Below are 25962 nucleotides of genomic sequence, written 5' to 3'. Positions count from 1 at the left end.
TCTGTCAGTCTCCTCGCGGAGCCTGAATCACGCCGCGAGTGGATAATCAATGGGTCCTGACCCAAAGCTGTTGCCCCAGTTGCGCGCCGAATTGGCGGTGCGGCATGATTTCCCAAACATACGTCTACCCCAGATCATATAGAACAACAGGCCCAGACCGATCGGCCAGAACACAATAAAACCCAGCACCATTGCCGCAAACCACGCGAGTTTGCCGCGCTGATCAAGCCAGCTCTCGGCATTGCGCAGCCAACGGACCGGGCCGGACATGTCATAGGCAGTGGATTGGCTCATATAGAAACTCCCCTGTCGGTTACATGTGAACACTCATCACATTGAGTTATCTGGGGAGGGCAGGGGGATGCTGCAAGTGTCATGTGAAGATTATTTACATGCCGGAAGCTTGGGGACGTAGCGAAATGGAGCGGCTGGCGCCGCAAGCTTTTTGTCTCGCCTCTGCGCGCTCAGCGCGCAACCGGCTCGGGCCTGCCTCCGGCGGGGATATTTTTGTTCTGAAAGAGGGGGGCCGGACTTTGCGGTTGATATCGGTGGTCTTGTGTCTGGAGGCGGCAGGCCGCATTCTGCAGGCATGACCCTGCATGCGCGCATCACCCGTCGTCCTATGGCCTATGACCCCGAGGTTGCGGCCGATCTTATCAAGGATTTCGCAGAGCTGCCTGCGACTTTGCGCCAGTTGATGGCGGCGGTGGCGGGATGCTCGCCCTATCTGCGCGATTTGATGCGGCGCGAGGCGGATTGGCTGCGGGCCGTACATCTTGAGGTGCCAGAGTCGGTTTTGGCCGAACTTTTGCGCGATCTGGGCGAAGTTGGCTTGGACCGGCTCGGCGTGGCTTTGCGCCAAGCCAAGCGCCGCGTGGCGCTTTTGGCGGGGCTTTGCGATCTGGGCGGCATTTGGGCATTGGAAGACGTGACAAGCGCCTTGACCCAACTTGCGGATCGGGCGGTTGATCTTTGCCTGCAGCGGCTTGTGGCCGATGAGATCCGGCGCGGCAAGTTGCCCGGCCAGACGGCCGAAGATGCGCGGGTTGCAGGCGGGATGTTCGCCCTAGCCATGGGCAAAATGGGCGCGTTCGAGCTGAATTATTCCTCGGACATCGACCTTATTTGTCTCTTCGATCAAGACCGCTATGGCGCGGATGCCGGCGAGGCCCGCGCTGCCTTTATCCGTGTCACCCGGAAGATGACCGCACTTTTGAGCGATGTCACCGATGAGGGTTATGTCTTTCGGTTGGACCTGCGGCTGCGGCCTGATGCCAGCGTCACGCCGGTGTGCCTGTCGATGGCTGCGGCTGAAGCCTATTATGAGGCCGAGGGCCGGACTTGGGAGCGGGCCGCCTATATCAAGGCCCGCCCCTGCGGTGGCGATATCGCTGCGGGAGAGCGTTTCCTGCGCATGCTGACGCCCTTTGTTTGGCGCAAGCACTTGGATTTCGCTGCCATTCAAGATGCCCATGACATGCGGCTGCGCATCCGCGATCATCGCGGATTGCACGGGCCTTTGAGTGTCGAGGGCCACAATATAAAGCTGGGTGTTGGCGGGATCCGTGAGATTGAGTTTTTCACCCAGACCCGCCAGCTGATTGCCGGGGGGCGCGATCCCGAGTTGCGTGACCGCAGCACATTGGGTGGGTTGCGCGCTTTGGCTGCAAAGGGCTGGGTGGCCGAACCCGTGGCCGAAGAGTTAAGCGCGCTTTACCGCGCGCATCGCGGGCTCGAGCATCTTTTGCAGATGGTGAACGATGCTCAGACGCATCTGATGCCCACGACCCCCGAAGGTGTAGCCCGGATCGCGGCTTTTGCGGGCGAGGAGGAGGCAGCGTTTCGGTCAGGGCTCTTGGCCCGACTTGAGCGCACCGATGCGCTGACCGAGGGTTTTTTCGCGCCCGAGGATGCCGAAGAGGGGCCAGAGCTCTCGGCCAAAGCAAAGACGATCGTGGCGGGGTGGCAGCATTATCCCTGCCTGCGCTCGGACCGCGCCCAGGCGATCTTTCGGCGCTTGCGGCCGCGGATGTTGAAGGATCTGTCCCGCGCGGCCAATCCAGAAGAGGCCTTGGTTGCTTTGGACGGCTTCCTGTCCGGTCTGCCAGCCGGGGTGCAGGTCTTTTCGCTTTTCGAGCAGAACCCGGCCTTGGTTGAGCTGATCGTGGACATCGCTGGCACCGCTCCGGCTTTGGCCATGTATCTGAGCCGCAATGCGCAGGTCTTGGACGCGGTGATCGGCGGCAGTTTTTGGAGCGCTTGGCCCGGCACCAGCGGTTTGCGCGCCGAGCTGGCGGGGCAGCTGGCCGAGGCGCGGGATTACGAGGCGCGGCTCGACCGGGCGCGGCGCTGGATGAAGGAATGGCATTTCCGTATCGGCGTGCATCATCTGCGCGGGTTGATTGACGGCTTTGAGGCGGGCAAAAGCTATGCCGATCTGGCCGAGGCCGTCGTGCAGGCGCTTTGGCCAGTCGTGGTTGAGGCTTTTGCCGCGCGACACGGAGCGCCTCCGGGCGCAGGTGCGGCGCTTTTGGCAATGGGCTCACTGGGGGCCGGGCGGCTCAACGCGGGTTCGGATCTCGATCTGATCTTGATTTATGATGCGCAAGGCGTGGAAAACTCAGAAGGCGATCGGCCCTTGCCGACACGGACCTTTTACGCGCGGCTCACCCAAGCGATGGTAACGGCGCTTTCGGCGCAGACCGCCGAGGGGCGGCTTTATGAGGTGGATGTGCGGCTGCGACCCAGTGGGCGGGCGGGCGCGGTGGCCACCTCGGTGCAGTCTTGGAAGGACTACCAGCTGCATGAAGCTTGGAGCTGGGAGCATCTGGCACTGACCCGCGCCAAGGTTTTGGCGGGGGCGCCGGCCTTGGTGGATGAGATTGAGGGCTGGCGGCGTGCCATGCTGGCCGAAAAGGGCCAAGGCGCAAAGCTGGCAAGTCACTTGGCAGAGATGCGGGCGCGGCTTGGGCAGGCCAAACCGGCCAAAAGCGTTTGGGACACCAAGAATGGCGCCGGACGGCTGATGGATATTGAGCTCTGCGCGCAGTGGGCAGCGCTCGTTTCGGCCAATCCTGCACGCGGGGTTGAGCGGCAACTGGCCTCGAAGGCGGCGCTTTCGGCGCAGGATCAAGCCGATCTCCTCGCAGCTTACCGGCTTTTGTGGCGGCTGCACGCGGCGTCTCGGCTCTTGTCGCAGAAAGCCTTGGAGCCTGAAACATTGGGCGAGGGCGGTCGGGCATTCTTGCTGCGGGAGACGGGTGAGGCCTCGATTGAAGCGCTTTCAGCGCGAATGGAGCAAGCGGTGTCGCTTGCAGGCAAGGTGATGGGGCGGCTCTTTGACACAAAGGCTGTAGATTAAACGCCCGATTGCAAGATCGGCGATCAAGGGGAGAGTGGCGGTGGAACTGACGAAGGCCGATCCGAAGGGGCTGGTGCGCGAAAGCTATAACATCGAGGGCATCACCTTGGGCGAGTGCCGTTCGATCTTCATGGATTGGGCGCTGAGCCTGCCGGTGGGCGGCGAGACCTCGCCAGCTTTGCACGCGCTGATCGCACATTACGGGCCCGGGCGTGAGGAGCATCCGATGACGGGGGTGCTGAAAGCGGGCCTTGCGGCGCCCGATCGGACCGGCCGGCGTGGCGGGCGTGAGGCACGGATCAAAGAGATCCGGCAGTAGGGATTTGCAAAAGGCCGCCCCGGGGGCGGCCTTTTATGTTGAACTCTGGTCCAAATTTTAGCGCAAAGCGCGGGCCTCGGCGGCAAGGCGGGTGACCTCGGCCCAATTGCCGGTGGCCATCGCCTCTTTCGGCGCGACCCAGCTGCCGCCAACGCAGAGCACGGTTTTCAACGCCAGATAATCGCGGGCGTTTTTCAGTGAGATGCCCCCCGTAGGGCAGAAGGACACTTGCGGGATGGGCGCGCCGAGGGATTTGAGGAAAGCCGCACCTCCCGATTGCTCGGCCGGGAAGAACTTTTGCACCGTATAGCCGCGCTCTAGCAGCCACATAACCTCGGAAGCGGTGACGGCGCCGGGCAAAAGCGGCAGGCCCTCATCCTCGCAAGCTGCAATCAGCCGCTCGGTGGCCCCCGGTGAGACACCAAAACGCGCGCCCGCGGCCTTGGCGGCTTTCACATCCGCAGGCGTGAGAAGGGTGCCCGCGCCGACAACGCCACCCGGCACCTCGGCCATGGCGCGGATCGCATCCAAGGCGCAAGGCGTGCGGAGCGTGACCTCTAGTGCCGGCAACCCACCTTTGACCAAAGCCTCAGCCAAGTGGCGGGCATGGGCCAATTCCTCGACCACCAGCACCGGGACGACGGGGGCAAGTCGGCAAATCTCGGCGGCCTTGGCGGATTGTTCAGCGGGGGTCATCGGAGAAATCCTTTTGAGAAGAGGCGCTTGGGCAGGTGTGGGACGCCTCCGGCGGGAGTATTTAGATCAAGATGAAAATAAAGAGGGGTTTTGGCTTTCATCTTGACTTAAATACTCCCGCCGGAGGCGAGAATTCTTCTACCTTATACCACGACAGCCGCACCGGCATCCGAGGCGCCAACGCTGCGGCGGAAGGCCTCGAAAAGCTCGCGGCCGATGCCGTGGCTGTTGGCCGAGAGATCTGCGGTGGCGGGAGAGCGGCTGTCGAAATCTGCGGCAAGGATATCCAGCGTGCCTTTGTCGGCATCAAGCCGCAGGATATCGCCATCTTGCACCCGAGCAAGTGGGCCTCCGACCGCCGCTTCGGGCGAGACATGGATTGCCGCGGGCACCTTACCGCTGGCGCCGGACATGCGGCCATCGGTGACCAAAGCCACCCGCAGCCCGCGATCTTGCAAGACCGAGAGCGTCGGCGTCAGCGAATGCAGCTCGGGCATACCATTGGCCTGCGGGCCTTGGAAGCGCACGACCACCACGGTGTCAGAGGTGAACTCACCCGCCTTGAACGCCGCTTTTACCGCATCTTGTGTGTGGAAGACCCGGGCAGGCGCCTCGATCACATGGCGATCGGCGGCGACGGCCGAGACCTTGATCACGCCGCGCCCAAGATTGCCGGCCAGCTGTTTCAGCCCGCCCACCGGCGCGAAAGGTGTTTCGGCGGGGCGCAGGATGCGGTCGTTGAGCGTGGTGGTGGCGCCGGGCTGCCAGCCGAGAGCACCGTTTTTCAGCGTTGGTTCTTGGCGGTAAAGGTTTAGCCCATCCCCTGCGATCGTCTTGGCATCGGGATGCAAAAGCCCCGCATCCAGCAGCTCGCCGATCATAAACTGCAAGCCCCCGGCGGCGTGGAAATGGTTCACATCTGCAAGGCCATTCGGGTAAACCTTGGCCATCAGCGGCACCGCATCCGAGATATCGGCGAAGTCCTGTAGATCGAGGATCACCCCCGAGGCGCGCGCCATCGCCGGCAAATGCAGCACCAGATTGGTCGAGCCACCCGTCGCCATCAGCCCGACAATGCCATTCACATAGGCCCGCTCATCCAACACTTCCGAGGCCGGGCGGTAGTCATTGCCCAAAGCGGTGATCGCAGCGGCGCGCTCGATGGCGGCCAAGGTCAGCGCTTCCCGCAGGGGGGTGTTGGGGTTGACGAAGCTTGCGCCCGGCAGGTGCAGGCCCATCACTTCCATCAGCATTTGGTTGGTGTTGGCGGTGCCATAGAAGGTGCAGGTGCCGGGGCCGTGGTAGCTGGCCATCTCGGCCGCCATCAGATCCTCGCGTGTTGCTTTGCCTTCGGCATAGGCGTTGCGGACGCGGGCCTTTTCATCATTGGGCAAGCCCGAGGGCATTGGCCCGGCAGGGACAAAGACCGCCGGGATATGGCCGAAGGTCGCAGCCGCGATGATAAGGCCGGGCACGATCTTGTCGCACACGCCAAGATACATCGCCGCATCAAAGGTGTTGTGTGAAAGCGCCACACCGGCCGCCAAGGCAATGACATCGCGGGAGAACAGCGACAGCTCCATCCCCGGCTGGCCTTGGGTCACGCCGTCGCACATCGCGGGTACCCCACCTGCGACCTGCGCGGTCGCGCCAATGCGGCGGGCCTCTTGGCGGATGAGCTCGGGGTAGCGCTCATAGGGCTGATGCGCCGAGAGCATGTCATTATAGGCGGTGACGATGCCGATATTGGGCGCGCGGGCTGCAGCCAATGTGGGCTTGTCGCCCCCCATCGCCGCATAGGCATGCGCTTGGTTGCCGCAAGAGAGGTGCCCGCGTGCCGGACCTGCCTCTGCCGCCCGGCGCATCCGCTCCAGATAGGCCGACCGCGTCCCCTCAGAGCGGGCGCGGATGCGATCGGTGACACGGGCGATTGTGGCGTTAAGCGGCATGGGCTTGGATTCCATTGCTTGCGTCTGCTAGGGTCGGGCCACGCATAGGCTATGTGCGCTTGCGTTTGTGCTGGTATAGCGCGATCCGTTAGCGCTAACAAGGGCGTTTGCCTCATTCGTGGCTCTGTTCTAGCTTCGCAGGGGATGGCACAGCGGCGTGTCGGGGTTTGTGGGGCAGCTGGACTGCTCTATTTTTAGCAAAATGACGCGCCCTTGGCTGCAGAAGATGCGAGTGAGGCCGTTTGCAAGCCATGTAGCGCCTTTTGGTTGAGCCCTCCTTGGGGGAAAATTGGCGGGGGCCGGGCGCGCAGGGGTGTGTCGCGGCGCTGAATGGCCGCCGATAAGTGACCCTTCCGCATCGGTCCTGAAACGGATATGGGAGGGGGATGGACAGCTCCCTTACACAAAACCCCGCCGAATATCCCGAAAACCGTGCCATCGTGCGCTTGCGGCCCAAGGCCGAGGCGCGGGCGATCCGCCACGGCTTCCCTTGGGTCTATGCAGATGAGCTGGTGCTGGACCGCCGGACCAATGGCTTGGCCGCTGGCACCTTGGCCGTGCTTGAGGATGCTGAGCGTCGGCCTTTGGGCCTTGTGACGGTCAATCCGAAGTCGAAGATTGTGGCCCGGATGCTGGACCGCGATCCGGCTGCGCAGATCGACCAAAGCTGGTTTGAGGCGCGGCTGCAGCGGGCAATGGCTTTGCGGTCACGTCTCTTCCCGACGCCGCATTACCGCTTGGCCCATGCCGAGGCCGATGGCCTGCCGGGCATCGTGATTGACCGTTTTGGTGACACCGCGGTGGTGCAGCCCAATGCCGCTTGGGCCGAGGCGCTGCTTGAGCCGCTGGTCGCGGCTTTGGTCAGCGTCACCGGCGTGACCACAGTCGTGAAAAACGGCTCCGGTCGCTCGCGCAGCCTTGAGGGGCTGGCCGAAGAGATCGTGGTGGTGCATGGCACCGCGCCTGATGGCCCGCTGCCGGTGCCGATGAATGGCGCAACCTATATGGCTGACCTTGTTGGGGGGCAGAAGACCGGTCTGTTCTTTGACCAACGTGACAACCACGCCTTTACGGCCAAGCTCGCCAAAGGTGCGCGGGTCTTGGATGTCTTCACCCATGTTGGCGGTTTTGCCTTGGCGTCGCTCGCAGGCGGTGCGGCCAGCGCTTTGGCGGTGGATGCCTCGGCCCCGGCTTTGGCTTTGGCCGAAGCTGGCGCAAAAGCTTCGGGCTTTGAGAATTTCTCGACCCGGCAGGGTGATGCTTTTGCCGTGCTCGAAGCTTTGGCGACCGAGGGCGCGCAGTTTGATCTGGTGATTTGCGACCCGCCGGCCTTTGCGCCTGCCAAACCTGCGCTGGAAGCAGGCTTGCGCGCCTATGAGCGGATTGCCCGGCTGGCGGCGCCTCTGGTCGCCCCCGGAGGCTATCTGGTGCTCTGCTCCTGCTCGCATGCGGCGGACTTGTCGTCCTTCCGCAACGCCTCGGCGCGCGGCATTGGGCGGGGCGGGCGGCGCGGACAGATCCTGCACACCGGCTTTGCCAGCGCCGACCATCCGGTGCTGCCGCAACTGGCGGAAAGCTTTTATCTCAAGGCGTTGACCTTCCGGCTGGATGGTTGATGAAGGCCGTCCTTGACGCTTGCGTCCTATATCCCACCGTCTTGCGGGAGATCCTGCAAGGCGCTGCGGCGGCAGGGCTTTATGAGCCGGTGTTCTCTGAGCGGATCTTGCGCGAATGGACCCGTGCCACCGCCAAGATCGGCCCCGGAGCGGTGGTGATTGCCGAGGGCGAGGCAGCGCTGTTGCGCGCTGCTTTCCCCCGCGCCGTGACCCGCGAGCGGCCCGAGATCGAGGCGCGGCTTGATCTGCCAGATCCCAATGATGTGCATGTGCTGGCCACCGCGATCGCCGCCAGTGCTGATGCGATCGTGACCTTCAACGCCGCCGATTTCCCCGGCCATGTTCTGGCTGAAGAGGGGCTGAACCGCCGCGATCCCGATGGGTTTCTGTGGGAGCTGCAATCGCGCCACCCGCAGGCGATGGCTGCGGTGGTGGAAGCCGTCCGCGCCCGGACCGAAGCCATTTCCGGCCATCCGGTGGCGCTGAAGCCATTGTTGAAACGGGTAAAGCTTTTCCGTCTGGCCAAAGCGCTGGAGGCTAGCGGCTGATCCGCTGCTGGCCAAGCCAACGCGCCTCATTCGCCTCAATCGCCCCGATGCGCTCTTCGGCTTTCGGATGGCTCATCAGCCATGCGGGGATGCCATCGGCGCGGTTCTGCGTCAGCGCATTGAGCTTGCGAAACAAGGACTTCTGCGGCGCTGTTCCTATGCCGGATTTTATCAGGAGCGCCGAGGCATAGGCATCGGCCTCAAACTCATCCCGCCGTGACAGATGCGCCATCAGCGTGCGCGACACCATCTGCGCCACCCAAGGGCCGATCAGCGGCACGAAGCGCGCCAAAAACGTGGTCAGCAGCATGAAAACCGCATTCTGCCCGGTGACATCGATCATCCGGCGCTTGGCATGGCCCATGCTAACATGGCCCAACTCATGCGCGATGACGGAAGCCAATTCTTCTTCCGTGACAAGGCCTTGGCCGTATTTCTTCATAAATCCTGTGGTTAGGAAAATCCGCCCATCTGGCGCTGCGAGGCCGTTCACCGGCTCGATATCAAAGATATGCACCTTGATCTGCGGGATGTCCAAAGCCTGCGCCATCCGCGCGGTCAGCGCCTCAAGCTTGGGGTCGCGCAAAGGATGCGATTGCGCGTCGAGCATCTTTTGCGTGCGCCAGACCGAAAAGCGCATCGAGACGATCGCGTAGCCAAGTGCGAAAATGAGCGGAAGCCAGAGTGCCATGCGGCCAAGATAGGGGATGCGCGTCGCGCTTAACAGGCCTTAGCGTAAGAGTTTTACGCCCCTTGTAATCCCCTCAACGGTCATCGGCACCATTCGCCCCGAGACGATGCGCTGGATCATCGCCGTCGATTGCGTATAGCCCCAACCCTGTTCGGGGACGGGGTTGATCCACAGATGGTTCGGCCACTGCTCCATCGCGCGGGTCAGCCAGACCGCGCCCGCCTCTTTGTTCCAATGCTCATTTGCACCACCGGGATGGGTGATCTCATAAGGAGACATTGCCGCGTCGCCGACGAAAATCGTTTTCCAGTCAGAGCCATAGCTGCGCAGCACGTCCCAAGTTGGGATCTGATCTGACCAGCGCCGGGCATTATCGCGCCACAGGCCTTCGTAAAGGCAGTTGTGGAAGTAGAAGGGTTGCAGGTGGCGAAACTCGGATTTCGCGGCGGAGAACAGCTCCTCCATCACCTTGATATGCGGGTCCATGCTGCCGCCAACATCAAGGAAGAGCAGCACTTTTACCGCATTGCGCCGCTCGGGCCGGGTCTGCACATCCAGCCAGCCTTGCTCGGCCGTGGCGCGCAGAGTACCGTCGAGGTCAAGCTCTTCCGCCGCACCATCACGCGCCCAACGGCGCAGGGCGCGCAAGGCCACTTTGATGTTGCGGGTGCCAATCTCAACCCGGTCATCGAGATTGCGAAACTCGCGTTTGTCCCAGACCTTCACTGCGCGTTGGTGGCGGCTTTGGTCTTGGCCAATCCGCACGCCTTCGGGGTTGTAACCATAGGCACCGAAAGGCGAAGTTCCCGCTGTGCCGATCCATTTATTGCCGCCCTGATGGCGGCCCTGCTGCTCGGCCAGACGCTGGCGCAGGGTCTCCATCAGTTTGTCGAACCCGCCCAAAGCCTCAATCGCGGCGCGCTCTTCGGGGCTGAGGTGCTTTTCAGCAAGCTTCGTCAGCCAATCCTCGGGCAGATCCAAAGCATTCAGCACATCCTCTGCACTGATCGTCTCAAGCCCTTTGAACGTGGCTGCGAAAGCCCGGTCAAAGCGGTCGTAATGTCGTTCATCCTTAACCATTGCCGCGCGGGAGAGGTGATAGAAGGCCTCAATATCATGCGTGGCCAAGCCCTGCGACAAAGCCTCAAGAAAGCTGAGGAATTCGCGCAGCGAGACCGGCACGCCTTCGCGCCGCAGTTGGTCAAGAAAGGGCAGAAACATGCCCTAGCGCCTTCTTAGAAACACATCCGTTCGATCACGATGGTGAGGAACAGGCCAAGGATGCCCAAGCCGATCGCGTAAACGGCCATGAATTGGGCGATATCCGCGCCGGATCCGTTGCGTTTGCGAGCCGAAAGCAAGCCCAAGATTGCGCCGATCACCAAGCCGCCGATAACAAACATATTTTATCCCCTTGCGGTTTTAAGGAGGCAGGCGGGGTCAGCCCCCGGACGCCTTCGCCCTCAGCGCCGCGATCTCGCGTTTGCGCGCAAAGATTTGCGCGTCCGAGCCGAAGCCATAGCTTGCCAAGCACTGGCTGTCCATCCGCAGGGCTTCCAGCTCGGTGGAACGCACCGTCAGATCCAGCGCCCCAGAACGAAGCAACGGCTGGGTGGCATATGCGTTTGCGCGATGCTGGCGCTGGTCTGGTGGCTTCCGCAAAGGGCGGGCGTGCCTTCACATCGCGCCTTTGATCGTGATTCGGAGCCCGCTGAGGAAAGCAGCCGCTCAACGCTTGCGTGTGTGGCTTTTGGCGGGTTCAGCGCCCGCCAAAAAGCAACGATTCGGGGCTAACTGCCTATCTTTGGCCGCGCGCCATGAAGGCCAGACGCTCAAACAGCTGCACATCCTGCTCGTTTTTCAACAACGCGCCATGCAGCCGGGGCAGGGCATCTTTGCCATCGCGGCGCAGATCCTCGGGCGACAAATCCTCGGCCAAGATCAACTTCAGCCAGTCCAACACCTCGGAGGTCGAGGGCTTTTTCTTCAGCCCCGGCGTCTCGCGGATCTCGAAGAATTGGCTGAGCGCGGTGGCCAGAAGTTGCTCTTTGATGCCGGGGTAATGCATCCGCACGATGGCCGCCAAATTCTCGGGGTCGGGGAAGCGGATGAAGTGGAAAAAGCAGCGACGCAGGAAGGCGTCGGGCAGGTCTTTTTCGTTATTTGACGTGATGATAACCACTGGCCGATGCTGGGCGCGAATGGTCTCGCCGGTCTCGTAGACATGGAACTCCATCCGGTCGAGTTCTTGTAAAAGATCGTTTGGAAATTCGATATCGGCCTTGTCGATCTCATCGATCAACAACACGACCCGGCCCGGCGCGGTGAAGGCCTGCCAGAGCTTGCCCTTACGAATGTAGTTCGACACGTCATGCACCCGCGCCTCGCCAAGCTGGCTGTCGCGCAGCCGCGAGACCGCGTCATATTCGTAAAGCCCTTGCTGCGCTTTGGTGGTGGATTTGATGTTCCACTCCATGAACGGCATGTCGAGCGCCTTGGCCACTTGCCGTGCGAGTTCGGTCTTTCCGGTGCCGGGTTCGCCCTTGACCAAGAGCGGGCGTTGCAAAGTTACCGCGGCATTCACCGCCACAGCCAGAGCGGCATCAGCGACATAATTGGAGGTAGAGGCGAATTTCATTTGCGGATCAAACCCCTGACTGTGAGCAGGGCAAATTAAGCCCCGGTCCCTTGTCGTCAAGGCGATTTCTAGCAACTCCTAGTGACAAGGCGCCGCAGTTACGCTACATGCCGCGCAATAGGAGCGCACCACGCTAGATGCCAGTCGGCGGGTGCAACCCAGAGGAGAGAGAGTGCTGCAATGAAGCCGGAAGTGTTTCTGCCAGACGACTATCGCCCTGCCGAAGACGAGCCTTTCATGAATGATTGGCAGCTTGAGTATTTCCGCCGCAAGCTGCTTATCTGGAAGCAAGAGCTGTTGGATCAGTCTTCGGAGACCATTGAAAACCTGCAAGACTCGGCGCGCAATGTGCCAGACTTGGCAGATCGGGCCAGCGAAGAGACCGATCGTGCGCTGGAGTTGCGCACCCGCGATCGCCAGCGCAAGCTGGTGGCCAAGATCGACGCGGCGTTGCGTCGGATCGACAATGGCGAATTCGGCTATTGCGAGATGACGGGGGAGCCGATCAGCCTTAAACGGTTGGATGCGCGTCCGATTGCCGTGATGACGCTGGAAGCTCAAGAAAAGCACGAACGCCGCGAGAAGGTGCACCGCGACGACTGATTGAGTGTAATCAGGGACTTGCGCACAACCTGCGGGAAGTAGAAAATAATGCCGGGCTTGCGAGCCCGGTATTTTTGTTTCCTCGGAGGCGTTATGGCGCTGAACGGTAGATCCGTCACCATTTTGGGAGCCGGTGTTGCAGGGCTTTCGGTTGCACGCGCTATGGCATTGCGCGGTGCAAAGGTGACGGTTCTAGAACAGGCCAGTGAGATCTCTGAGATTGGGGCAGGGCTGCAGATCAGCCCCAACGGCGCGGCGGTTCTAAAAGCACTTGGCCTTGGCGAGGCGCTTGAGGCGGTCTCGACCCGCGCGGCAGGCGTTGAGCTGCGCAATGGCGCCGATGGGCGGTTGGTCACGCGGTTGGATGTCGCGCGGTTGCGCCCCCAGCAGGGCTACCACTTTTTGCACCGCGCCGATCTGATCGCCCTGCTTTTGGACGGTGCGCGGGCCGCCGGCGTCGAGCTGCGCCTTTTGCAAAAAGTCGAACGGATCGACCTTTCGGGTCAAAAGCCCAAATTGGTGATGACTACGGGGGCTGAAGAAGAGATTGATCTCTTGATCGGTGCTGACGGGCTGCATTCGCCGGCGCGGGCGGCCTTGAACGGGCCGATGGCGCCTTTCTTCACCCGTCAGGTGGCTTGGCGCGCTTTGGTGCCTTGCGATCCAAGCGATCCTGCGATGGCCGAAGTGCATATGGCACCGGGCCGGCATTTGGTCAGCTATCCGCTGCGCGGCGGCACAATGCGCAACATCGTGGCCGTCGAAGAGCGGGATCGCTGGGTTGATGAAGGCTGGTCGCTGCGCGACGATCCGATGGAGCTGCGACTGGCCTTCGAGAAATTCTCCCCAAGGGTCCGCGGCTGGCTGGATCAGGTGGAAGATGTCTGGTTGTGGGGTATCTTCCGCCATCCGGTCGCCAAAAGCTGGTTCAAGGTCTTGCCTGAGGGGGCCCTTGCGATTTTGGGCGATGCCGCGCATCCGATGTTGCCCTTCTTGGCGCAAGGGGCCAGCGTTGCGCTTGAGGATGCTTGGGTTTTGGCCGAGGCGCTGGACCGCCAGTCCAACGACACCGCAGCGATGCGCGCCTATCAAGCAACACGAGGCCCGCGCGCGGCGCGGGTGGTCGATGCCGCCAATGCCAATGCCAAGAACTACCATCTCGCGGGGGCCAAGCGCGCCGCGGCCCATATGGTGATCCGTTTGGGTGGCAAAATCGCCCCAGCGGCGGCACTGAAGCGGTTTGATTGGCTTTACAACCACGATGTGACGAAGCCGCACTAAGGTCTTACGGCAATAATTTGTTGGAGAGGGGCGATCAGCCGCGCGTTTAGCGGGCGAGCCCCTCGGCCATAAGATAATGGGCCGAGACCAGAATATCCTCGGCTTGTGCCATCTCTAGGATCAGCCGCGGCATGGTCTTGCGCGCGCGCAGGGCCATAAAGACGCCGTGCCAATGGATATTGCCGCGCCCCAAAGCCCAGTGTCGGTCGGCAATACCATCGGCGTCTTGCAGGTGCACATGCGCCAAAAGATCACCAGCGGCGCGAACATAAGCATCCACCGGAGGCGCTGCGGTTGAGCCATGCGCGTAATGCGCATGCCCAGTGTCGAGCGAGACCTTGAGCGCGGGCGAGTTGAAGGCGCGCACCAGCGTGACCCGTTCATGCGGGCAGCGGTCTTCACAATTTTCAATAACGATGGTGGCGCCAATCGCTTCGGCGCGGCGGACGGCAGGGGTAAGAAGGGCCAAGCTGCGCGCGATCATGCCCTCTTGGTCATCCATCTCGGTGCCGGTGTTGAAGCCGGACCAAGTGGTGAAGGGGCTGTGCAGCACCATATGCCCCTGCCCATTGGGGGCGATCTCCTCTAAAGCCGCCAGCGCGGTGAGGATGCGGTCTTGAACGACGGCACGCAGATCGGGGTCGGGTTGGTCAATGGCAAAGCCAAGGAAGGGGCCATGCAACCCGATGCGGCCCGCATGGGTGCTGAACTCGGCTTTGACACGGCCGGCGATGTCGCGCCAAGCTTCGCCCTGCAAGGCACCCAAAGCGGTGAAATCGCGGATCTCCAGATCGCGCCCCTCGATCCAAGCGCGCAGGCCCGGCACCGAAGCCAGCTCATCAAGATAGGCGGCAGCGCCCAAGAGCGGCAGATCAGGCATCCAGCGTCATCCAAACCGGAACATGGTCCGAGGGTTTGTCACCGGCGCGGGTGTCTTTGTCGATGCCGCAGTCTTGCACGAGATCAGCCGCTTGCGGCGAGGCCAGCAGGTGGTCGATCCGGATGCCATTGTTGCGCTCCCAGGCGCCGGCTTGGTAATCCCAGAAGGTGTAAAGGCCGGGGGCGGGGTTGCGGGCGCGGATCACCTCGGTCAGGCCAAGGTTCAAGATACGGCGGAAGGCAGCGCGGCTTTGCGGCAGGTAAAGCGCATCCTCGACCCAAGCCTGCGGTTTGGCAGCATCCATCGCCTGTGGGATCACGTTGTAATCGCCCAAAAAGATGACCGGCATCTCTTCGGCCAAGAGCGCGCGGACGCGGGTCTCCATCCGGGCCATCCACGCCAGCTTATAGTCATATTTCGGCCCCGGTGCCGGGTTGCCGTTCGGCAGATACAGCCCGCAAACCCGCACGGCTTTCTCGCCGATCACCGTGGCTTCAATCCAGCGGGCTTGCTCATCGGTGTCGTCTCCGGGCAGGCCGCGGGTGACGTCCTCTAAGGGAAGGCGCGACAGAATGGCGACGCCGTTGAAACTTTTTTGACCATGCGTCTCGACCCTGTAGCCGAGATCTTCCAGCACCTCGCGCGGGAAAGCCTCATCCACGCTTTTGATCTCTTGCAAGCAGACCACATCCGGCTTGGCAGCCTCAAGCCAGCGCGGCAAAGCCTCGATCCGGGCTTTGATGCCGTTGATGTTGAACGTGGCGATTTTCATAAGGCTACTCCGCAGACTGGGGACCATTCTGCGGCGAGAGGGGCGGGGATACAAGGTGGCGTGAAGGCAGAAGGGGGCTCTGCCCCCTCGCGGCTTCGCCGCTCACCCCCGGGATATTTTTAGACAGAAAAATGGGGAGGTGGCGTGAGAGGCGCCGCGCGTCTGGGGGCTTTAGATTGAAAAGCTGGTGCCGCAGCCGCAGGCGCTGCTGGCATTGGGGTTTTCTACCACAAAGCGCGCCCCGATCAGCTCATCCGTGTAGTCGATCACGGCATTTTGCAAGAAAGGCAGCGAGGTCGGGTCGACGAGGACCTTTTGCCCGGCTTTTTCCAGCACCACATCATCCGATGCGGCCTCATCCAGCCGGATGTCATACTGAAAGCCCGAGCAACCGCCGCCCAAAACGCCCACGCGCAGGGCGCGATTTTCGCCGGTCATTTCCGCGATCTCAGCAAGGCGGGCAAAGGCGCGGTCGGTGACGCGCGGCGGAAGTGTCAGGTCCATAGCTATTCCCGTGGGCTTTTGGTCATTCTTTCCATATATGGGGGAGGAAGCAATGAACAAGCCCGTGTGCAGTTTGCGATGGGCAAATCGCGGGACTGCCATGACCCTTGCCCTCTTTGCCTGCCAACCGAGCCAGTCGCGCGGACGTTTGTTTGAGGAAAGCATGTCCTCGTTCCGCAGCCCGTTTCAGCGCGACCGCGACCGGATCATCCATGCCTCGGCCTTTCGGCGGCTGAAGCATAAGACGCAAGTTTTTGTCGAGCATGAGGGCGACTACTACCGCACCCGGCTCACCCATTCGATCGAGGTGGCGCAGGTGGCGCGCACCATCTCGGGCGTGTTGGGGCTGAACACGGATTTGGCCGAAGCGATCGCTTTGGCGCATGATCTGGGCCATACGCCCTTTGGCCATACGGGCGAAGATGCGATGGAGCGCTTGATGGCGCCCTATGGTGGCTTTGACCACAATGCCCAAGCTTTGCGCATCGTCACCCGGCTTGAGCGGCATTATGCCGGGTTTGATGGCCTGAACCTCACTTGGGAGACGCTGGAGGGCATTGCCAAGCACAATGGCCCCGTGACCGGCCCCAATGCCAATAAGCAGCACGAGGGGCCTTTGCCTTACGCATTGGCCGAGGTGAATGCCGCTTGGGATTTGGAGCTGTCCACCCATGCATCGGCCGAGGCGCAGGTGGCGGCGATTGCCGATGATGTCGCCTATTCACACCACGATTTGCATGACGGGCTGCGCTCGGGGCTTTTCAATGAGGACGATCTGATGGAGCTGCCGGTGACCGGCCCGGCCTTTGAAGAAGTGGATCGGCTTTATCCCGGCCTTGATAAGATGCGGCGGCGGCATGAGGCTTTGCGGCGGGTTTTCGGCCGCATGGTCGAAGATGTGATCGCGGTGGCGCAGAACCGACTTTCGGCGGCGCAACCGCAATCGGTCGAGGATATCCGAAATCTTGGCACCACGGTGATCCGCTTCTCGAAGCCGCTTTATCAAGAGCTAAAGGCGGTGCGCAGCTTCCTGTTCACGCGGATGTATCGTGCGCCCTCGGTCATGGTGGTGCGGGCGGCGGTGACGCGTGTGGTGGATGATTTGTTCCCGCTTTTCATGGCCGAGCCGCAGCTTTTGCCCGAAGAATGGGCCGCCGATGTCGCCGCGGCCCGCGACGAGGTGGAACTGGCGCGGATCGTGGCGGATTATGTGGCGGGGATGACCGACCGTTTCGCCATTCAAGAGCATGCCCGGCTGATGGGCTGTGAGCCGGTGGTGCGGGCGGGGTGATCCCCGCCTCATTCAGCCACGGCGCAGCGCGGCCATGGTCCAAAGTCCGGCCAAGAGGGTGGAGAGGACCGCGTTCCAGGCCGCCATCGACAGGCCCATGAAGGACCATGCAATCGCATCGCAGCGCACGGGCGGCGGGGTGGCAAGCGTTGGGTCCAAGAGATCGGCGCCGGAAAGCCCGGCGATCGAGCCTTGGGTGCAGGTCGAGATGAACTCCCACCAGCCCTGTTCCACGCCCAGATGGAAGAGCCCGATCCCGGCCGATGTCATCGCGGCCAAGGCGCCCAAGACGGCCAGCACCCGCCAGCCAGTGGCGAGCAGCAGCGCGAGCACCAGAACCGCCACAGCATGCGGCCAGCGTTGCCAGATGCAAAGTTGGCAAGGCGGCAGCCCGCCGAGATGCTGAAAGCCGAAGGCCCCGATCAGCAAAGCTGCCGAGCCAAGCCCGGCCCAAACCTCCGGGCGAAATCCGCGCTTTTCGATCGCCGCCATACCGCACTCCCAGCCCATATTGCGCGCTGACCATATCCAAGGCGGAGGGGCGGCGGAAGTCACCCTTCGTTGAAAGCTCCCCCTTCCGGCATCGCAGGCAAGCGGCTAGGCTTTTTCGCAAGGGCGTATGGCCCGGCATCTTACAGGTTGAGGGGTGTGCCAATGCAATGGAAAGGCCGGCGTCAAAGCCGCAACATTGAGGATCGTCGCCGGGTGGGCGGGGGCGGCGCCGGTGGGCGAGGATTGCAAATCGGCGGCGGCGGCGCGGTGATCGTGTTTTTGATCGCAATGTTCCTTGGCGTGGACCCCAGTATGCTTCTGGGCCCCGACGGAATGCAGCAAAGCGGCTCTGGCGCGCCGGTCGAGTTGACCGAGGCAGATCAGCAAGCTGGTGAGTTCGTCGCCGTCACCTTGGCCGATACGGAGGAAATCTGGGCCAATATCTTCCGGGATCAATTGAACCGCGATTACAACCAGACCACGCTGGTGCTTTTCAAAGACCAAACGCGCTCGGCCTGCGGGGGGGCCTCTGAAGCGACGGGGCCGTTCTATTGCCCGGCCGATAAGAGGGTCTATCTCGACACCTCTTTCTTCACCACGCTCAGTCAAAGGCTTGGCGCCAAGGGGGATTTCGCTGCCGCCTATGTCGTGGCGCATGAGGTGGGCCATCATGTGCAAGACGAGCTGGGGATCTTGGGGCAGGCCAATCAGCTGCGCCAGCAAGCCTCGGAAGCGCAGTCGAATGATATTTCTGTGCGGATCGAATTGCAGGCCGATTGCCTGAGTGGGATCTGGGCGCGGGCGGCTGCGTTGGAGTTGGGCACGATTGAGCCCGGCGATCTGGAAGAGGCGGTCAATGCCGCGCGCCAGATTGGCGATGACACTTTGCAGGCCAATGCCGGACGGCGGCCCATGCCGCATACCTTTACACATGGCACCTCAGAGCAGCGGTCGCGCTGGTTTACAAAGGGGCTGAACTCGGGCCGGTTGACCGATTGCGACAGCTTCTCGACCCAAAGACTGTGACCAAAGCGGTCGCGCGGGGCGCTGCGTGAAAATGATGGTGTAAGATTGTCATTTTCATTCAGCTAGGGGGTTGAAATCTCCCAGCTCTCCCGGATAGAGAGGGGCACCCGCAACCGAAAGCCTAGGCTCGGTTCTACCATGCGGGATGGCTGTGCGGGTGTGGCGGAATGGTAGACGCGACAGACTCAAACTCTGTTTCCGCAAGGAGTGCCGGTTCGAGTCCGGCCACCCGTACCACCTTTCCTTGATTGTGTGCGTTATGTTTCAGAGCACGGCCCCTCGGGGCCGGCCCAATGTGTTGGGGCAGATGGGTTTCGATCAGGGCCGTTCACATCCGCGTTCTAGAGCCTGTTCAAGACGCAGAATCATGCGTTGATTCGCGCAGGCCCTAAAGTCAGTTTTCAGCAAACGCATGGTGATCTTGTTAAATTCTGATCATTGGTTCGCGTTTCGGAACAAACGTAACGTCCTTGCTGTAATCTTGCCATGAATTCGCGTAGAGGCGGATTGATTGTGGCAGAGCGCCAGCTTGTTTCCAGATCGAGAACGCTCGATGTGGCGTGGTTTTGGCCTGATATGCCAAATGGCTAGATTTAGTCGATTTTTCCTAACATTCTTCGCTACTGATGTGCTGCCGGCTCGAAACAATCGGCCCGAATCTCGGTCTGGCTAAGGTCGTGCTGGGTGCCGCATCGTTCACAGTTGTGCCGCAATCATGCCGTTTTTCGCTTTGCGCTGAACAGGGCCGGGGCTATCAAACCAGCGTCTACTTAAGACGTATGGGCCGTGGGGGCGGTCGTATGTTGGTGACGCATCTTTGGATGCGGATACGGTGACAAGCGTGCTGCCATCTACCGGGGATCCGGAAACGCCTTTTTGGGCGCGGGACTTTTTTGTCCTGAGGCAACGGCTTATCACATTCACCTTCTCGATCGGTCTGCATGAACCTGCGCTTGCGGGATTTATGGCGTCTGCGGTCCCCGGTTTTTCGGGGAAGGACGTAACGGGGCCAGACGGCGTTAAGCCGTTCGTATTTCGAGGGTTACAATATGCCGGTTTTTGCGCTTTATAATTTCGACGACGCCGACACGGTGCTCGATGACGCGCCGATCAACGGCGCCCAGAACGGAATTTATCTGAACGGTGCGACGGCGAGCGGCGGCCAGCTTGTGCTGGACGGCCAGAACGATTTCGCAAAAATTGCTGCCTCGCCTGAGTTCCAGATGGAGCGCGGCACGCTTGAGATCAACTTCCGCCCCTCGGAAACCCCGGTCGATCACCCGCAAACCGTGCTCTCGCGCGACAGCATGGGTCAAGAGCAGGGCAGCTTCCGGCTTGAGGTTCTGCCCGATGGCAGCATTGTCGTTACCCATGAGACCGAAGGTGGCGAGACCGTCTTCAGCACCGAGCCCGGCTTTTTCCAACCCGGTGACCAGATCAACCTGACCTATTCTTGGGACAGTGCCGGTGATGGCGGCAGAATGTTGCTGGAAAACCAAAGTGCCGGGACCTCGGAGAGCATGGATGTGCCGCCGGGCCTGACGATGAACATGGGCGATCTGAGCCAAAATTGGTTCGTCGGGGCAGGGCAATCGAACTCGGATCCTGCGCTTTTGAACAATGTCGATGGCCATTTCCTGGGCTCGGTCGAGTTCTTTTCGCTCTCGGACACTGTCGATAACCTCATCGATGGTCCCGTGGCCAACCCCGATACTGCCGAGACCCCGGAAGACACGCCGGTTGTGATCGATGTGCTCGACAATGACAGCGCACCGGGCGGTCTGAGCATCACCGGCACGCCGACCGCGCAGCATGGCACGGTGGTCGTCAATGAAGACGGCACCCTGACCTATACGCCCGAGCCGGATTACCACGGGCCCGATACCATCACCTATAGTGTAACCGACCCTTCGGGCGGGACCGCAAGCTCGACCGTGGCGGTCACCGTCACCCCGGTAAACGATGAGCCCGTTGCGGAAGATGATACCGCCTCGACCACGGTCAACACCGCTGTGGTGATCCCGGTGCTGAACAATGACAGCGATGTCGACGGCGACAGCCTGTCGATCGTCGGCACGCCCACCTCCGAGCAGGGGGTGGTGACCGTCAATCCTGATGGCACCTTGACCTTCACGCCCAACACCGATTTTGTCGGCGATGCCCTGCTGAACTACGAGATCACCGACGGCAACGGCGGCAGCGACACCGCCTCGGTGGTGGTCACAGTGATCGATCCCGCGGCTGGTCCGGTCCGCGATGGCATTGTGCGGGGCACCGATCAGGGTGACCTTATCGACCGCGATTACATCGACCCTTGGGATATCGACCGGGTCGATGCCAATGATGCGATCTTGGGCGATGATGCGCCCAATGATGACCGTATCGAGGCCGGTGCCGGCAATGACACGATCTATGCTGTCAACGGCGATGACACCATTCGGGCCGGTGATGGCGACGATCTGGCCTATGGCGGCTCGGGCAATGATGAGATCTATGGCGGTGCCGGCAGTGACACGCTTTATGGCGGGCGCGGCGATGATGTGCTCTTTGGCGGCTCGGGCGATGACAGCCTGACCGGCAACCGCGGCGATGACACCATCACTTCGGGATCGGGCAGTGACACGGTTTACGGCCACCAAGGCGATGATGTCATTGACACCACCGGCGGCGGGCAATCGCCCGACCGTGGCTATCCGGGCGTCTATGAGGCCGATGCCAACCCCGATGATGCGCGCGATCTGGTCTATGGCGGGCAGGGCAATGACATCATCACCACCGGCGATGATGCCGACACCATCTATGGCGGTGCCGGCAATGATATGATCGATGCCGGTGTCGATGCCGATCTGGTCTATGGCGGCCAGGGCAACGATACGATCATCGGCAGCGAAGGCAGCGACACCATCTACGGCGAGATGGGCGATGACCTGATCTATGGCGGCCTGGGCCCGGTGGGCGGAGATGTCTTGGATATCACCGATGATCTGGATCTTGATCCCGACAACAACCGCGACCTGATCTATGGTGGTCAGGGCAATGACACGATCTATGGCCGCGATGATGATGACACGCTGCATGGCGGCGCGGGCAATGATCTGATCTACGGCGGCGTCGATGATGACGTGGTTTACGGGGATCGCGGCAACGATACGCTCTACGGTGAGCATGGCAATGACACGCTGAACGGCGGCGCGGATGATGACCTCATCTACGGTGGCATTGGGGATGACCGGCTTTCCGGCGATCGCGGCAATGATGCGCTGTATGGCGGCGAGGGCAACGACGTCGCCTATGGCGGCGCGGGCAACGACACGCTTTATGGCGGCGCTGGGACGGATTCGCTCTATGGCGGCGGTGACCGCGATCTCTTCATCGTCGGCAGCCAAGAAGACGGCATCGGTGACTTCATCGATGGCAATGAGAATGGCGATGACTTTGACGTGCTTGATCTGTCCGGCTCGGGTCCGCTGCGCATCGTCTATGACGCTGACAACGTTGAAAATGGCATCGTCCATTTCCTGGACGATGACGGCAATGAAACCGGCACTTTGCGCTTCATCAACATCGAGAATGTGATCCCCTGCTTCACGCCGGGCGCGTTGATCGCCACGCCGCGCGGCGAGGTTCCGGTTGAGACTCTGCGCGAAGGCGACAAGGTCATCACCCGCGACAATGGCATCCAAGAGATCCGTTGGGTGGGGCAGCGGGCGCTGACGGGGCAAGAGCTGCGGCTCAACTCCCATCTCAACCCGATCTTGATCAAACGCGGTTCCTTGGGCAATGATCTGCCCGAGCAGGATATGCTGGTCTCGCCCAACCACCGGATGTTGGTCGCCAATGACCGCACTCAGCTTTACTTTGAAGAGCATGAGGTGCTGGTTGCAGCCAAACATCTGGTTGGCAGCCAAGGCGTGCAGGCGATCAACTCGATCGGCGTCACCTATATCCACTTCATGTTTGACCGTCATGAAGTTGTCTTGTCGGGGGGGGCTTGGACCGAAAGCTTCCAGCCGGGTGACATGACTTTGAAAGGCATGGGTAATGCGCAACGCAATGAGATCTTTGAGCTTTTCCCCGAGCTTAAGACCGATAAAGGGCTTGAAGATTACCAAGCTGCACGGCGCACGCTGAAACGCCACGAAGCGCGTCTTTTGGTGAAATAGGGTTATGCAGCTGGCAGGCATGCCCTTGGCATTGCCCGTCGGACGAAAAGGGCTCCCAATATGGGGGCCCTTTTTGCAATTAGCCCTTTTCGCTGATTAGAAGGCGCGCAATCCAGCACTGCGCGTTGCAATCAACGCGCGTAAAACCATAGGGTAATTCGCAAACTCGCCTTAATCTCGCCGCCAATTGAACACTGCGGGGGGCTAAAGCGCTAAAGCGCAATGTGCTTGCGTTTTTGTTTGCGGGTCACCAATAATGTTATTACCTGCCTTTTCGTCACCCCTAGGCTGCCATAGGGACCAACTGCCATTGCTGTCGCTTGTGCAGGGGGTTCTATTGCTATGCCTTTGACTTTTAATTGGATTTCGCTGGGCGTCGGCCCAATTATTGACCCGACTGAAGGCAATTACAAAGTCGAGAATGCAGCGGCTTTGCTGAACACGCCTTTTGGATCGACCGCGGCTCCGCTCTACAACAGCGTCATGCAAGCGACGATGTTTGATAATGGCGGCGATTTGGGGGTGTTGGATACCGACAATACGGCAAGCAACGATCAGTTCTCGACCACGGTAAACGGCGTCACCACGACCTACACCTTTGACGCCTTGGTGTCCTACAACGCCACCATCACCTACGCGAACGGCACCACCGCACAGATCACGGCTATTGTGGTGCAAGCCACCAATGGCGCGCTGTTTTTGGCGCCTGAGATTTTGAACAATGCCGATCATGCGGCCATGCAGGCCAGTCCGATCGTGTCATTGACGCTAACGTCGATCGACTCCGACGATATGAACAACCTTGGCGCCGACCGGTTGGTCGCGGGCTTTAAGAACGGCTGGGTCGACGGCACTGCCAACGGCGATCTGATCAACAGCACCTTTAATGAGGGCGCGGCCAATGGCGGCGACCGAGTGGATGCCAATGACGGGTTCAGCCTCAGCGATCCAAATGCCGATCAGATCCGCGCAGGAGCGGGCAATGACACGGTCTTTGCCGGGCTCGGCAACGATCTTGTTTACGGCGGCACCGGCAATGACAACCTTTCGGGCGAGGCGGGAGACGACACGCTTTGGGGGGAAGCCGGGGTGGACCGGCTTTTCGGGGGGGCTGGCAACGACGTCCTTTACGGCGGCATTGGCAATGACAGCCTTGATGGCGGTGACGGAAATGACTCGCTTTATGGCGGCGATGACGTTGATCAGCTTTATGGTGGCGGCGGCAACGACCTGCTGGAGGGGGGCGGTGGCAATGACCTGCTTTTCGGAGGGCTGGGCAATGACCGGCTCTTTGGCGGAGCGGGCAATGACAGTTTAGACAGCGGTGACGGGAACGACAGTCTTGAGGGCGGCGAAGGCGATGACACGATCAACTTCGGCGCGGGCGACGATACAGTCTATGGCGGCGCCGGAAATGATCTGATCGACGATGTCAGCGGCGCTCTCTCGGCGGGCAACGATCTCATCTACGGTGGCACGGGCAATGACACGATCTGGTCGGGCCTTGGCAACGATGTCCTTCACGGCGACGCTGGCAATGACCAACTGAGCGGCGAGGACGGCGACGACACGATCTATGGCGGCGCTGACCACGATTACATCGCCGGTGGCGTGGGCAACGATGTGCTTTATGGCGGTTCCGGCAATGACACATTGTACGGCGAAGCCGGTCGCGATGTCTTCTATGGCGGTCCGGGTGGCGCGCTGATTTATGGCGGCGCGGATGAGGATACGATCTACGGCGGCGTCGGCGATACCGTGCATGGCGGTGGCACCGGCGCTGATATGGACGTGCTGGATCTTTCGGGCTGGAGCACACGGCTTAAGGTTCACCTTGATCCTGCCAATGCCGAAAACGGCTATGTCGATTTCTTCGACGCCTCGGGCGCGCTGCTGGGCAAGCTGACCTTCACCGATATCGAGAAGATCGTGCCCTGTTTCACCCCCGGCACACGCATCCTGACCGATTGCGGCAGCCGTGCGGTTGAAGATCTGGCGGCCGGCGATCTGGTAATGACGCGAGATCACGGGTTGCAACCGATCACTTGGGTCGGGCGCAAGTCCTTGTCTTTGGCACAATTGATCGAGAGCCCGGCGCTGCGCCCCGTGGTGATCCCGGCCCATGCCTTCGGGCCCGGTCAACCGGCACGTCAGATGCGGGTGTCGCCTCAGCACCGTATCTTGTTGCAAGGCGCACGGGCCGAGATGCTCTTTGGCGACGAGGAGGTCTTGGTGGCGGCTTTGCACCTGTGCGGCCATGCCGGGATCACCCAAGAACTGGGCAGGGGCGTGGATTACATCCATGTGATGTGCGCGCGGCATGAGATTTTGCGCTCGGACGGGATCTGGACGGAAAGCTTCCAGCCCGCTGCATCAATGCTCGACGCGATGGAGGAGGGGCCGCGGCAGGAATTGGCAATCCTGTTCCCCGAACTGTTGCAGGATGGTACGGCCTTTCCGGCGGCGCGGATTACGCTGAAGGCGCATGAGGCGCGGGTGCTGATCGGCGCTTGAAGGGCTATCGGGCGCTTTCCCGCACCCGGTAAGCGGCCCAATCCTCGGGTGTATCAAGGTCCAAGATCGCGTGATCTGCGGCCAAGGGCAGCAAGGTCACCCGGTCGCGGTGGGCCTTTAGGATGGAACGACCGCCTTCGTCGCCTGTTAGGGCAGTGAGTTCTGCAAAGAGATTAGCGGGGAAGAGGGCCGGGTGCCCTTCGTGCCCGTCCTCTGTGCAGCCGCGCAGGATGGCCGAGGGCGCTTGGGCGTGGTGCTTGAGAAAAAGCTGCAACTCCTCGGTGGTGATCCCCGGCATATCGGCTGGCAGAATGATGACCGCGCTGGTGTCTTCTGGCAAAGCGCCGATCCCGGCGCGCAGCGATGCGGTCATGCCATGCGTGGCATGTTCCGCGATCACCTGCTTCATCGAAAGCCCTTGCAACGCCTCGGCCCGCTGCGGGCGGTCGCGCGGTAGCACCACGAAGACATGCGTCGCTGTGGCACATGCGCGCTCGGCCACACGCCGGAGAAGCGGCTGGCCTTGGATGGGCTCGAGCAATTTGTCGCGCGCGCCCATGCGAGAGGAGGCGCCGGCGGCAAGGATCAGGATGGCGGGCTGGGTCATGCGTGCAGGAT

22 protein-coding genes, 1 tRNA gene and 1 pseudogene are annotated in these 25962 nt (G+C 61.4%); 11 read left to right on the top strand and 13 right to left on the bottom strand.

Annotation, left to right across the window (positions count from 1 at the left end):
* Positions 1 to 96: 96 nt before the first annotated feature.
* A pseudogene (locus tag Q9295_RS04680) lies at positions 97 to 294 on the bottom strand (DUF2852 domain-containing protein); the annotation flags it as partial.
* Positions 295 to 589: 295 nt separating this feature from the next.
* Between Q9295_RS04680 and Q9295_RS04675 the strand changes: the two are divergent.
* Together Q9295_RS04675 and Q9295_RS04670 are read left to right on the top strand one after the other, a co-directional pair.
* On the top strand, positions 590 to 3361 hold the full coding sequence (locus Q9295_RS04675; RefSeq protein ID WP_306679341.1) for a [protein-PII] uridylyltransferase family protein: 2772 nt from the start codon (positions 590 to 592) through the stop codon (positions 3359 to 3361).
* 40 nt (positions 3362 to 3401) lie between these two features.
* A complete protein-coding gene (locus tag Q9295_RS04670; RefSeq protein ID WP_306679340.1) occupies positions 3402 to 3680 on the top strand; it encodes a hypothetical protein in 279 nt (92 codons plus the stop codon).
* Positions 3681 to 3737: 57 nt separating this feature from the next.
* Here the strand turns inward: Q9295_RS04670 and eda are convergent, their stop codons facing one another.
* Together eda and edd are read right to left on the bottom strand one after the other, a co-directional pair.
* A complete protein-coding gene (gene eda / locus Q9295_RS04665) occupies positions 3738 to 4376 on the bottom strand; it encodes a bifunctional 4-hydroxy-2-oxoglutarate aldolase/2-dehydro-3-deoxy-phosphogluconate aldolase (protein ID WP_306679339.1) in 639 nt (212 codons plus the stop codon).
* A gap of 143 nt (positions 4377 to 4519) precedes the next feature.
* A complete protein-coding gene (gene edd, locus Q9295_RS04660; protein ID WP_306679338.1) occupies positions 4520 to 6325 on the bottom strand; it encodes a phosphogluconate dehydratase in 1806 nt (601 codons plus the stop codon).
* A gap of 386 nt (positions 6326 to 6711) precedes the next feature.
* Between edd and Q9295_RS04655 the strand changes: the two genes are divergently transcribed.
* Positions 6712 to 7941, top strand: a complete 1230-nt coding sequence (locus Q9295_RS04655; protein ID WP_306679337.1) for an RSP_2647 family RNA methyltransferase — start codon at positions 6712 to 6714, stop codon at positions 7939 to 7941.
* Positions 7941 to 8489, top strand: coding sequence for an RSP_2648 family PIN domain-containing protein (locus tag Q9295_RS04650; RefSeq protein WP_306679336.1), 549 nt, complete (start codon positions 7941 to 7943; stop codon positions 8487 to 8489). Before Q9295_RS04655 ends, Q9295_RS04650 begins: the two co-directional genes overlap by 1 nt.
* On the opposite strand, the gene Q9295_RS04645 is transcribed toward Q9295_RS04650, so the two are convergent.
* The 5 genes from Q9295_RS04645 to Q9295_RS04625 form a co-directional block, all read right to left on the bottom strand.
* Positions 8479 to 9180 (bottom strand): M48 family metallopeptidase, encoded by a 702-nt coding sequence (locus Q9295_RS04645; RefSeq protein WP_306679335.1) that lies wholly within the window; start codon positions 9178 to 9180, stop codon positions 8479 to 8481. The two genes, Q9295_RS04650 and Q9295_RS04645, sit on opposite strands and share 11 nt — an antisense overlap.
* 39 nt (positions 9181 to 9219) lie before the next feature.
* Entirely contained in the window at positions 9220 to 10401 is a 1182-nt protein-coding gene (locus Q9295_RS04640; protein WP_306679334.1) for a vWA domain-containing protein, read from the bottom strand.
* Positions 10402 to 10415: 14 nt separating this feature from the next.
* Positions 10416 to 10583, bottom strand: a complete 168-nt coding sequence (locus Q9295_RS04635; protein WP_306679333.1) for a hypothetical protein — start codon at positions 10581 to 10583, stop codon at positions 10416 to 10418.
* A gap of 37 nt (positions 10584 to 10620) precedes the next feature.
* Positions 10621 to 10755 carry a hypothetical protein gene (locus Q9295_RS04630; RefSeq protein ID WP_306679332.1) on the bottom strand — a complete coding sequence of 45 codons (135 nt, stop codon included), beginning with the start codon at positions 10753 to 10755 and terminating at the stop codon, positions 10621 to 10623.
* Between the two features lie 223 nt (positions 10756 to 10978).
* Positions 10979 to 11818 (bottom strand): AAA family ATPase, encoded by an 840-nt coding sequence (locus Q9295_RS04625; protein ID WP_306679331.1) that lies wholly within the window; start codon positions 11816 to 11818, stop codon positions 10979 to 10981.
* Positions 11819 to 11998: 180 nt separating this feature from the next.
* Here Q9295_RS04625 and dksA point away from each other — a divergent pair, with 180 nt between their 5' ends.
* Together dksA and Q9295_RS04615 are read left to right on the top strand one after the other, a co-directional pair.
* Positions 11999 to 12421: an RNA polymerase-binding protein DksA gene (gene dksA, locus Q9295_RS04620; protein ID WP_306679330.1), complete on the top strand. Its 423-nt coding sequence runs from the start codon at positions 11999 to 12001 to the stop codon at positions 12419 to 12421.
* Positions 12422 to 12514: 93 nt separating this feature from the next.
* Positions 12515 to 13702, top strand: coding sequence for an FAD-dependent monooxygenase (locus Q9295_RS04615; RefSeq protein ID WP_306679329.1), 1188 nt, complete (start codon positions 12515 to 12517; stop codon positions 13700 to 13702).
* Positions 13703 to 13748: 46 nt separating this feature from the next.
* Here Q9295_RS04615 and Q9295_RS04610 read toward each other — a convergent pair whose 3' ends face one another.
* The 3 genes from Q9295_RS04610 to Q9295_RS04600 form a co-directional block, all read right to left on the bottom strand.
* Positions 13749 to 14582, bottom strand: coding sequence for a sugar phosphate isomerase/epimerase family protein (locus tag Q9295_RS04610; RefSeq protein ID WP_306679328.1), 834 nt, complete (start codon positions 14580 to 14582; stop codon positions 13749 to 13751).
* Positions 14575 to 15354, bottom strand: coding sequence for an exodeoxyribonuclease III (xth, locus tag Q9295_RS04605; RefSeq protein ID WP_306679327.1), 780 nt, complete (start codon positions 15352 to 15354; stop codon positions 14575 to 14577). The genes Q9295_RS04610 and xth overlap by 8 nt, the downstream gene beginning before the upstream one ends.
* Before the next feature lie 171 nt (positions 15355 to 15525).
* Positions 15526 to 15852, bottom strand: a complete 327-nt coding sequence (locus Q9295_RS04600) for a HesB/IscA family protein (RefSeq protein ID WP_306679353.1) — start codon at positions 15850 to 15852, stop codon at positions 15526 to 15528.
* Between the two features lie 106 nt (positions 15853 to 15958).
* Here Q9295_RS04600 and Q9295_RS04595 point away from each other — a divergent pair, with 106 nt between their 5' ends.
* Complete coding sequence (locus Q9295_RS04595) at positions 15959 to 17149, top strand: deoxyguanosinetriphosphate triphosphohydrolase (RefSeq protein WP_306679326.1); 1191 nt, start codon at positions 15959 to 15961, stop codon at positions 17147 to 17149.
* Between the two features lie 12 nt (positions 17150 to 17161).
* Here the strand turns inward: Q9295_RS04595 and Q9295_RS04590 are convergent, their stop codons facing one another.
* Entirely contained in the window at positions 17162 to 17641 is a 480-nt protein-coding gene (locus tag Q9295_RS04590) for a disulfide bond formation protein B (RefSeq protein ID WP_306679325.1), read from the bottom strand.
* Between the two features lie 162 nt (positions 17642 to 17803).
* Here Q9295_RS04590 and ypfJ point away from each other — a divergent pair, with 162 nt between their 5' ends.
* From ypfJ to Q9295_RS04570, 4 genes are all read left to right on the top strand, one after another.
* Positions 17804 to 18667, top strand: a complete 864-nt coding sequence (gene ypfJ, locus Q9295_RS04585) for a KPN_02809 family neutral zinc metallopeptidase (protein ID WP_306679324.1) — start codon at positions 17804 to 17806, stop codon at positions 18665 to 18667.
* Between the two features lie 153 nt (positions 18668 to 18820).
* A tRNA-Leu gene (locus tag Q9295_RS04580) sits at positions 18821 to 18904 on the top strand.
* Between the two features lie 812 nt (positions 18905 to 19716).
* On the top strand, positions 19717 to 22830 hold the full coding sequence (locus Q9295_RS04575; RefSeq protein ID WP_306679323.1) for a Hint domain-containing protein: 3114 nt from the start codon (positions 19717 to 19719) through the stop codon (positions 22828 to 22830).
* 342 nt (positions 22831 to 23172) lie between these two features.
* Positions 23173 to 25344, top strand: a complete 2172-nt coding sequence (locus tag Q9295_RS04570) for a Hint domain-containing protein (protein ID WP_306679322.1) — start codon at positions 23173 to 23175, stop codon at positions 25342 to 25344.
* Positions 25345 to 25348: 4 nt separating this feature from the next.
* Here the strand turns inward: Q9295_RS04570 and Q9295_RS04565 are convergent, their stop codons facing one another.
* Complete coding sequence (locus tag Q9295_RS04565; protein WP_306679321.1) at positions 25349 to 25951, bottom strand: nucleotidyltransferase family protein; 603 nt, start codon at positions 25949 to 25951, stop codon at positions 25349 to 25351.
* Positions 25952 to 25962 lie beyond the last annotated feature (11 nt).

Origin of the sequence: Pseudogemmobacter lacusdianii (genome assembly GCF_030848395.1) — a bacterium.
Taxonomy (GTDB): Bacteria; Pseudomonadota; Alphaproteobacteria; order Rhodobacterales; family Rhodobacteraceae; genus Pseudogemmobacter; species Pseudogemmobacter lacusdianii.
The sequence above is the reverse complement of the archived record's forward strand: the minus strand, read 5'-3'. Positions and strand labels throughout refer to the sequence as shown.

Coding starts and splice junctions, on each gene's coding strand:
- Q9295_RS04675 (WP_306679341.1), top strand. CDS start 590: ATGACCCTGCATGCGCGCATCACCCGTCGTCCTATGGCCTATGACCCC.
- Q9295_RS04610 (WP_306679328.1), bottom strand. CDS start 14,582: ATGCCTGATCTGCCGCTCTTGGGCGCTGCCGCCTATCTTGATGAGCTG.
- Q9295_RS04595 (WP_306679326.1), top strand. CDS start 15,959: ATGACCCTTGCCCTCTTTGCCTGCCAACCGAGCCAGTCGCGCGGACGT.
- Q9295_RS04635 (WP_306679333.1), bottom strand. CDS start 10,583: ATGTTTGTTATCGGCGGCTTGGTGATCGGCGCAATCTTGGGCTTGCTT.
- Q9295_RS04590 (WP_306679325.1), bottom strand. CDS start 17,641: ATGGCGGCGATCGAAAAGCGCGGATTTCGCCCGGAGGTTTGGGCCGGG.
- Q9295_RS04640 (WP_306679334.1), bottom strand. CDS start 10,401: ATGTTTCTGCCCTTTCTTGACCAACTGCGGCGCGAAGGCGTGCCGGTC.
- Q9295_RS04565 (WP_306679321.1), bottom strand. CDS start 25,951: ATGACCCAGCCCGCCATCCTGATCCTTGCCGCCGGCGCCTCCTCTCGC.
- Q9295_RS04615 (WP_306679329.1), top strand. CDS start 12,515: ATGGCGCTGAACGGTAGATCCGTCACCATTTTGGGAGCCGGTGTTGCA.
- Q9295_RS04575 (WP_306679323.1), top strand. CDS start 19,717: ATGCCGGTTTTTGCGCTTTATAATTTCGACGACGCCGACACGGTGCTC.
- Q9295_RS04645 (WP_306679335.1), bottom strand. CDS start 9,180: ATGGCACTCTGGCTTCCGCTCATTTTCGCACTTGGCTACGCGATCGTC.
- Q9295_RS04650 (WP_306679336.1), top strand. CDS start 7,941: ATGAAGGCCGTCCTTGACGCTTGCGTCCTATATCCCACCGTCTTGCGG.
- Q9295_RS04655 (WP_306679337.1), top strand. CDS start 6,712: ATGGACAGCTCCCTTACACAAAACCCCGCCGAATATCCCGAAAACCGT.
- eda (WP_306679339.1), bottom strand. CDS start 4,376: ATGACCCCCGCTGAACAATCCGCCAAGGCCGCCGAGATTTGCCGACTT.
- ypfJ (WP_306679324.1), top strand. CDS start 17,804: ATGCAATGGAAAGGCCGGCGTCAAAGCCGCAACATTGAGGATCGTCGC.
- dksA (WP_306679330.1), top strand. CDS start 11,999: ATGAAGCCGGAAGTGTTTCTGCCAGACGACTATCGCCCTGCCGAAGAC.
- Q9295_RS04625 (WP_306679331.1), bottom strand. CDS start 11,818: ATGAAATTCGCCTCTACCTCCAATTATGTCGCTGATGCCGCTCTGGCT.
- xth (WP_306679327.1), bottom strand. CDS start 15,354: ATGAAAATCGCCACGTTCAACATCAACGGCATCAAAGCCCGGATCGAG.
- edd (WP_306679338.1), bottom strand. CDS start 6,325: ATGCCGCTTAACGCCACAATCGCCCGTGTCACCGATCGCATCCGCGCC.
- Q9295_RS04570 (WP_306679322.1), top strand. CDS start 23,173: ATGCCTTTGACTTTTAATTGGATTTCGCTGGGCGTCGGCCCAATTATT.